The sequence below is a fragment of the Sphingomonas yabuuchiae genome (assembly GCF_001477495.1).
GTDB classification, from domain to species: domain Bacteria; phylum Pseudomonadota; class Alphaproteobacteria; order Sphingomonadales; family Sphingomonadaceae; genus Sphingomonas; species Sphingomonas yabuuchiae_A.
In genome coordinates this window covers 1-7567 of sequence record NZ_LDTF01000115.1, presented here as the reverse complement: position 1 = coordinate 7567, position 7567 = coordinate 1, and the positions used below count along the sequence as shown (strand labels likewise).

Sequence of the window (7567 nt, the reverse complement as noted above, 5' to 3'; positions counted from 1 at the left end):
GGGTGGGAAGGGTGAGAGTGTTTATTGCCTGATCGCAACGAATCTCGGGCGTGGGGGGACCCAACCGGGTGGTTGGCGCATTGGCATGACAGGGATGTCATCATTCCCCGTCAAGATCAGGAGCACAGACCCGCCATGAGCGAACCCGATGCCATCGTCACCGCCGGCCAGAAGCGCGCGCTGCTCCAGCGTCTGCTGATGCCCTGGTGGACCTTGGTGTTTCCGGTCCTGGGTTTGTTGGCCATCGCGGTGTCCCTCTACAAGATGGGAACGGTCGGCGTGGTCGTCGCGGCGATCATCCTGTTCGGTTGTGTGCTGTCGGCCGTCCATCAGGCGGAGGTCGTCGCGCACCGGGTCGGCGAGCCTTTCGGCACATTGGTGCTGGCGGTTGCGGTCACGGTGATCGAGGTGTCGCTGATCGTCAGCCTGATGCTGTCCGACGCGGGCGATGCCTCCAGCCTGGCGCGCGACACGGTGTTCGCGGCGATCATGATCATCCTGAACGGTATCGTCGGCCTGTGCCTGCTCGCCGGGGGATTCCAGCATGGCGAACAGCGCTTTTCGCTGCGGGGCGCGAGTTCGTCGCTCAACGTGCTGACCGCGATGGTGGTGCTGTCGCTGGTCCTGCCCAATTATGTTTCGTCCGCGCCGGGGCCGACCTATGCGACCTCGCAGCTGGTCTTCGTCGCGATCGTCAGCGTCATTCTCTACGGCACGTTCGTGATGGTGCAGACGGTGCGCCACCGCGACTATTTCCTACCAGCCGACGAAGACATGCCCGCCGACGCCCATGCCGAGCCGCCGACCAATGCGGCGGCCTGGGCCGCGCTGGGGATGCTGCTGGTCGCACTGGTCGGGGTGGTCCTGCTGGCCAAGGGTCTGTCGGGCATCGTCGAGGCGGCGATCCTGGGGGCGGGCCTGCCGCTCGCCATCGTTGGCGTGGTGATCGCCGCGCTCGTCCTCGCACCCGAAAGCCTGGCGGCGTACCGCGCGGCCAAGCGTAACCGACTTCAGACCAGTCTGAACCTCGCGCTGGGGTCGGCACTGGCGACGATCGGGCTGACCATTCCGGCGGTGGCGATCGTCTCGCTGATGCTGGGCCTGCCCTTGGCGCTGGGGATCGGGGCCAAGCAGATGATCCTGCTGGTTCTGTCGCTGTTCACCATCACGCTGACGCTGGGCAATGGCCGGACGACCGTGCTGGGTGGCGCGGTGCATCTGGTGATCTTTGCGGCCTATCTGTTCGTGACGGTCGTGCCTTGATTCCCAATTCCCGTTCAGCCTGAGTGAAGCCGAAGGCCAGGGGTGGTCCACTTTGTGTTCCCCGGCGAAGGCCGGGGTCCGGTTTCCAGGAAGTCGAGAGAGAATAGGGGTATTGCGTTGGGGGGGGGGCATGGCGATCCGTGGCAACGGCCTCCCACGCCCATTCACCGCGCCATCACAATGGTGTCGCAACTGGACCCCGGCCTTCGCCGGGGAACAGGTTGGGTTCAAACTCTGCCCTTGGTCTTCGACGTCGCTCAGGCTGAACGGAGGGAGGGGCGCTATCCCGCCTCCGTTCAGCCTGAGCGAAGTCGAAGCGCAGGGGGCTGACCGGCCTTACTTCTTCTTCGCCGCCTGGTCCGCCTTCCATGCCCGGAACTGCTCGATCGCGACCGAGCGCTTCAGCACCTTCGCCCAGGGATCCACCACGACATGCGCGTCGGCAGGCACGGTCAGCGTGCCGGTGCCGTCCGTCATCGGCAGCGTCTCGATCCTGTCGCCGAGCTGCACCTCGACCGGCATCGGGAAGGGCCCGCCGCCCGGAACCTTCCATGTCAGCGTCAGCTGGTCCCCGACCCGCGTCTCGACGATCTCGGGCAAGGCCGCCTGCCGCAGATAGACGTTGAAGAACCAGCCATAGTCCTTGCCCGTCACCTGCCGGACAAAGCCCTCATATTCCCTGGTCGAGCCGTAACGCGGTGTGAAATTCCCCGGCCTGGGATCGGTCCGGCCATAGACCGCCAGCCGCGTCACGTCCCAGAAGGCCTTGTCCCCGATCAGATTATGGAGCGTGTGCAGCATCCACGACCCCTTCATATAGATGTCGAGCCCGGGGCCGCCCTTGGCCTCCTCATAGACATCCTGTTCGGTCATGCTGCGGTCGTGGACGATGGGGGCCTTGTTGACGATCTGCCCGCGCTGCGCGTCCATCATCACCGCATAGCGCGCCTCGCCCTCGCGCCAGCGGCCGTAGCTGGGCTGCATGTAGCTGCCATAACCCTCGTGCAGCCAGAAATCGTCCCAGTCGACATTGGTCAGCTGGTTGCCGAACCATTCATGGCTGAACTCATGCTGGAACAGCCAGTCGAACCCTTCCGGCGCCTTGGCATATTCGTTGCCGTACGCGTTGATCGTCTGGTGCTCCATGCCCTTGTGCGGGGTTTCGACCACGCCCAGCTTCTCGTCGCCGAAGGGGAAGGGGCCGACCGTCGATTCGAAGAAATCCAGCGTCGGCGCGAACTCGGCGAACAGCCCTTCGGCCTTCGCCCTCTCGCCCGGGAGATACCAGTAGAACATCGGGATCGTGTTGCCGAAGCGGCTCTTATATGTCCCCTCGACCACTTCGTACGGCCCGACGTTCAGCGCGATGGCATAGGTGTTGGGGTGCTTGGTCCGCCAGTTCCAGCGGGTGCGCCCATCGGGCAGCGTGTCGACGCCCAGAAGCACGCCGTTGGACGGCGCCTTCAGCCCCTTGGGCACCGTGATGTGCAGCGTGACCAGGCCCGGCTCGCCCATCGGATAGTCGAGGCACGGCCAGAGCAGGTCGCAGCCATAGCCCTGATCGGTCGTCGCGAACCAAGGCTGGCCATCCGGCGTCCTGGCCCAGACGACGCCGGTATCCCAGGGCGCCCGCACCGCGACATGCGGCGTGCCGCCATAGGTGATCTTCGCGCTGACCGTCTGCCCGGCCTTGAGCGGGCGGGGCAGGGTGATGGCCAGTTGGCCTTCCGGGTTGGACCAGGCACCGGCTTTCAGCGGCTTGCCGTCGATGGCGATCGCCTTGACCGGCAAATTCCGGTCGAGATCGATCACCAGCCGCGCGAGCGGCGCCTTTGCGGTAAAGTCCAGCACGGCAATGCCGTTCAACTCCTGTGTGTCGGGCAGTATCTCGAACGACAGGTCGGCACGGTCGAAGCGGACGGCGAGTTGCTCGGGCGGACGGACGCCGCCGGAGATCATGGTCTGTGCGGTCAGCGGCGGCTCACCCTTGGCCGGAAGCGCCTTGGGTGCCTGGGCGCCGGCCGGGGCAGCGCAGAGAAGCGAGGAGGCGAGCAGCGCGAAAGCGGCATTCCGTATACGATCCATGGCGTTTGGTTTCGCCCAAGCGATGCGGCTTGGCAAGCCGTCGCGCAGCGTCTCGTCGCAGCGGGAATTGATGGATCGGCAACCCTCCCCATATATAGAAGCGAAGAGGCCCCGATCGGGGCCGACCGGAGTTTGCATGAACCAGACCTATCCCGTCCTTCCGCTGCGTGACATCGTCGTCTTCCCGCACATGATCGTGCCCCTGTTCGTCGGCCGCGACAAATCGGTCGCGGCACTGGAAGCGGCGATGGCGGCGGACAAGGAAATCTTCCTGGTCGCCCAGCTCGATCCCGCCGAGGACGATCCCTCGCGTGAGGATCTGTACGAGATCGGCGTCACCGCCAGCGTCTTGCAACTGCTGAAGCTGCCCGACGGCACGGTGCGCGTGCTGGTCGAGGGCAAGACGCGCGGCCGCCTGGTCGAGCTGGACGAGTCGGGCACCCACCTGACCTCCACCATCGACACGACCGTGGTCGAGAGCGACGAAGCCGCGCTCGAAGAGCAGGAGCATGACGTCAAGGCGCAGGTCGCCGCGCTGATGCGCTCGGTGGTCGACCAGTTCGAGAATTACGCCAAGCTCAACCGCAAGCTGCCCGCCGAAACCGCGGTGCAGCTGGCCGAGATCGAGGACGCCTCGCAGCTGGCCGATGCGGTCGCCGCCAATATCTCGGTCAAGGTTGCCGACAAGCAGGCGCTGCTGGTCGAGACCAATCCGGCCAAGCGGCTGGAGATGGCCTATGCCCTGATGGAGGGCGAACTCGGCGTCCTGCAGGTCGAGAAGAAGATCAAGAGCCGCGTCAAGCGCCAGATGGAGAAGACGCAGCGCGAGTATTATCTCAACGAACAGCTCAAGGCGATCCAGCGCGAGCTGGGCAATGAGAGCGAGGACGGCGACGGCGACGAGATCGCCGAGCTGACGCAGAAGATCGCGACGCTGAAGCTGTCGAAGGAAGCGCGCACCAAGGCGACCGCCGAGCTGAAGAAGCTGAAGACCATGGCGCCGATGAGCGCCGAGGCTACGGTCGTGCGCAATTACCTCGACGTGTTGCTCGGCCTGCCCTGGGGCAAGAAGTCCAAGGTCAAGAAGGACATCGCGGCGGCGCAGGCGATCCTCGACCAGGATCATTATGCGCTGGAAAAGGTGAAGGACCGTATCGTCGAGTATCTCGGCGTGCAGGCACGCACCAACAAGCTGAAGGGGCCGATCCTGTGCCTCGTCGGCCCGCCGGGCGTCGGCAAGACCTCGCTGGGCCAGTCGATCGCCAAGGCGTGCGGGCGCGAGTTCATCCGCCAGTCGCTGGGCGGCGTGCGTGACGAGGCCGAAATTCGCGGCCACCGCCGCACCTATATCGGCTCGCTGCCGGGCAAGATCGTGACGAACCTGAAAAAGGCCGGCACGTCCAACCCGCTGTTCCTGCTCGATGAGATCGACAAGCTGGGCCAGGATTTCCGCGGCGACCCCGCCTCGGCACTGCTGGAAGTGCTCGATCCGGAGCAGAACGCCAAGTTCAACGATCACTATCTGGAGATCGATATCGATCTGTCGGATGTGATGTTCGTGTGCACCGCGAACACGCTGAACCTGCCGCAGCCCTTGCTCGACCGCATGGAGATCATCCGTCTGGAGGGCTATACCGAGGACGAGAAGGTCGAGATCGCCGAGCGTCATCTGGTCGCCAAGCAGGTCGAGACCCACGGCCTGAAGGACGGCGAGTTCACGCTGACCCAGGACGGCCTGCGCGCCCTGATCCAGCGCTACACCCGCGAGGCGGGCGTGCGCACGCTGGAGCGTGAGATCGCGCGCCTCGCCCGCAAGGCGCTGCGCCAGATCCTGGAGGGCAAGGCGACGTCGGTCACGATCACGCCGGAGAACCTGCACGAGTTCGCGGGCGTCCAGAAGTATCGCCATGGCCTGTCCGAGCAGGAGGACCAGATCGGGGCCGTCACGGGCCTGGCCTGGACCGAGGTGGGCGGCGAGCTGCTGACCATCGAATCGGTGACCGTGCCGGGTAAGGGCCAGGTGAAGACCACCGGCAAGCTGGGCGATGTGATGAAGGAATCGGTCCAGGCCGCCTTCAGCTTCGTCCAGGCGCGCAGCCCCAGCTTCGGGATTAAGCCGTCGCTGTTCCACCGCAAGGACATCCATATCCACCTGCCCGAGGGCGCGGTGCCCAAGGATGGTCCGTCGGCGGGTATCGGCCTGGTTACCTCGATCGTGTCGACGCTGACTGGGATCGCGGTACGCAAGGACGTGGCGATGACCGGCGAAGTGACCCTGCGGGGACGCGTGCTGCCGATCGGCGGGCTGAAGGAAAAGCTGCTGGCGGCGCTGCGTGGCGGGATCACCACCGTGCTCATTCCGCAGGAGAATGAGAAGGATCTGGCGGATATCCCCGCCAACATCCTGAACGGTCTGAAGATCGTGCCGGTGGCGCATGTCGACGAGGTGCTTCGCCTGGCCTTGGTCGAGCCGCTGGAGGCGATCGACTGGACCGATGCGGACGAGCTGGCCGCTCTGCCGCCCGCCGCAATCCCGGCGGTCGGCGGCGAACGCCACCACTGATCGTCGCAAGAGCGGGGCCGCCGGTCGAAAGATCGGCGGCCCTTTCAAACGATGTCATGAGGATGACATCCGCTTCTGTTTGCGCCATCCTTCGCTTTGGATAGGGATGGGGGACAAGGTCGGGGTTTGACAGCGCCGCCTGCCGCGTCATTATCGGTCCTTTAATATTTGGGCGGCACCGAGTCCGTCTGGTTATTCGTCGAGATCATAGGGGGTTATGGAATGAACAAGCAGGAGCTGATCGCCACCGTCGCCGACTCCTCGGGTCTGGCCCGCGGCGATGCGGTCAAGGCGGTCGATGCCGTGTTTGAATCGATCACCGCTGCCCTGAAGAAGGGTGATGAAGTCCGTCTGGTCGGCTTCGGCACCTTCTCGGTCTCCAAGCGCAAGGCGTCGACCGGCCGGAACCCGCGCACCGGCGAGCCGATGACGATCAAGGCCTCGTCGCAGCCCAAGTTCAAGCCGGGCAAGCTGCTGAAGGACTCGGTCAACTAAATCCGCAATTTTGGGCTGGACAGGCGGCGACTCGCCGCCTAAAGGCCCGTCTCCCGGTTACGGGCGCGTAGCTCAGCGGTAGAGCACACCCTTCACACGGGTGGGGTCACAGGTTCAATCCCTGTCGCGCCCACCATTCTTTCCAACGGCTTAGGGCTCCGGGAGGAATGGTGACAGCCTGATCGGCCAGATTTTTCTGATCGGCGGCCATCCGGCAATTTTCGGCAATATCTTGCCGCATGCTCGACAATTTAACGTGCCTTTAGCGGCTGTTCCTTATGCTCATCGGCAAAGGAGATTGTCATGCAGCCTGGGTATCGCAGCTTTTGTCCCGATCATCCGGCGTTCGCTATCGCGATGGCGTTCCAGCCGATCATGGATGTCGAGACGGGAAGACCCATCGCCTATGAAGCGCTGGTGCGCGGCAGCAAGGGCGAGGGTGCCAGCGATATCCTGACACGGATCAGGCCCGAGGAGCGCTACGCATTCGACCAGCAATGCCGTGTCGCCGCGATCGAGGGGGCGGTGGCGGCGGGGCTGCTGAACGGCGATGCGCGGCTTTCGATCAACTTCCTTCCCGACACCGTCTACTCACCGCTCGCCTGCCTGGAGCCGACGCTGGACGCCATGCGGCGACTGAATGTGCCTCATGAGCGGTTGATCTTCGAATTTTCCGAACAGGCGGAGATCGGCGACGGTGCGCATTTGAAGACCATCCTCGACGCCTATCATGGCATGGGGTTCGAAACCGCGATCGACGATTTCGGCGCGGGCCATGCCGGTTTGACCCTGCTGGGGCAGGTGCGGACCGACTATATCAAGCTGGACATGGCGTTGATCCGGGGGATCGACCAGGCCATGCCCCGGCGGATGATCGTCGAGGGCGTGATCCGGATCGCCGAGAAGATGGGTATCGCCATCATGGCCGAAGGCGTGGAGACGACCGGCGAATATGACGCGCTCCGGGCGCTGGGTGTGCGGTATATGCAGGGCTATCTGATGGCACGGCCGGGCTTCCGCTGCCTGCCGCCAGGGCATTTGCCCGAGGATCTGGCCTGGGTGGCGCGGGGCTGATGGCATGGACATCAGCGTCTGGAGTCTGATGACATGAGATGGTTCGCCCCTCCTTTTCGGGGGAGGGGTGAGTCCATCTCATGTCAT

General features: G+C 64.5%; 5 protein-coding genes and 1 tRNA gene. 5 read left to right on the top strand and 1 reads right to left on the bottom strand.

The window, feature by feature from the left end:
• Positions 1-135: 135 nt before the first annotated feature.
• Entirely contained in the window at positions 136-1263 is a 1128-nt protein-coding gene (locus NS355_RS17015; protein ID WP_058746766.1) for a calcium:proton antiporter, read from the top strand.
• A 336-nt stretch (positions 1264-1599) separates the two neighbouring features.
• Here NS355_RS17015 and NS355_RS17010 read toward each other — a convergent pair whose 3' ends face one another.
• Positions 1600-3348: a M1 family metallopeptidase gene (locus NS355_RS17010; protein WP_244489733.1), complete on the bottom strand. Its 1749-nt coding sequence runs from the start codon at positions 3346-3348 to the stop codon at positions 1600-1602.
• 136 nt (positions 3349-3484) lie between these two features.
• On the opposite strand from NS355_RS17010, the gene lon reads away from it, so the two are divergent.
• The 4 genes from lon (at position 3485) to NS355_RS16990 (ending at position 7480) form a co-directional block, all read left to right on the top strand.
• Positions 3485-5911 carry an endopeptidase La gene (lon, locus tag NS355_RS17005; protein ID WP_058746765.1) on the top strand — a complete coding sequence of 809 codons (2427 nt, stop codon included), beginning with the start codon at positions 3485-3487 and terminating at the stop codon, positions 5909-5911.
• A 207-nt stretch (positions 5912-6118) separates the two neighbouring features.
• The gene (locus tag NS355_RS17000; protein WP_269083245.1) at positions 6119-6406 is read left to right on the top strand and encodes an HU family DNA-binding protein; all 288 of its coding nucleotides are present in this window, start codon (positions 6119-6121) and stop codon (positions 6404-6406) included.
• 61 nt (positions 6407-6467) lie between these two features.
• Positions 6468-6542 (top strand) — tRNA-Val (locus NS355_RS16995).
• A gap of 167 nt (positions 6543-6709) precedes the next feature.
• Positions 6710-7480, top strand: a complete 771-nt coding sequence (locus NS355_RS16990) for an EAL domain-containing protein (RefSeq protein ID WP_244489732.1) — start codon at positions 6710-6712, stop codon at positions 7478-7480.
• Positions 7481-7567: the final 87 nt, after the last annotated feature.

What these genes read in the sequence shown, in the direction of transcription:
- NS355_RS17010 (WP_244489733.1), bottom strand. Translation starts at nt 3,348, where the DNA reads ATGGATCGTATACGGAATGCCGCTTTCGCGCTGCTCGCCTCCTCGCTT.
- NS355_RS17015 (WP_058746766.1), top strand. Translation starts at nt 136, where the DNA reads ATGAGCGAACCCGATGCCATCGTCACCGCCGGCCAGAAGCGCGCGCTG.
- lon (WP_058746765.1), top strand. Translation starts at nt 3,485, where the DNA reads ATGAACCAGACCTATCCCGTCCTTCCGCTGCGTGACATCGTCGTCTTC.
- NS355_RS16990 (WP_244489732.1), top strand. Translation starts at nt 6,710, where the DNA reads ATGCAGCCTGGGTATCGCAGCTTTTGTCCCGATCATCCGGCGTTCGCT.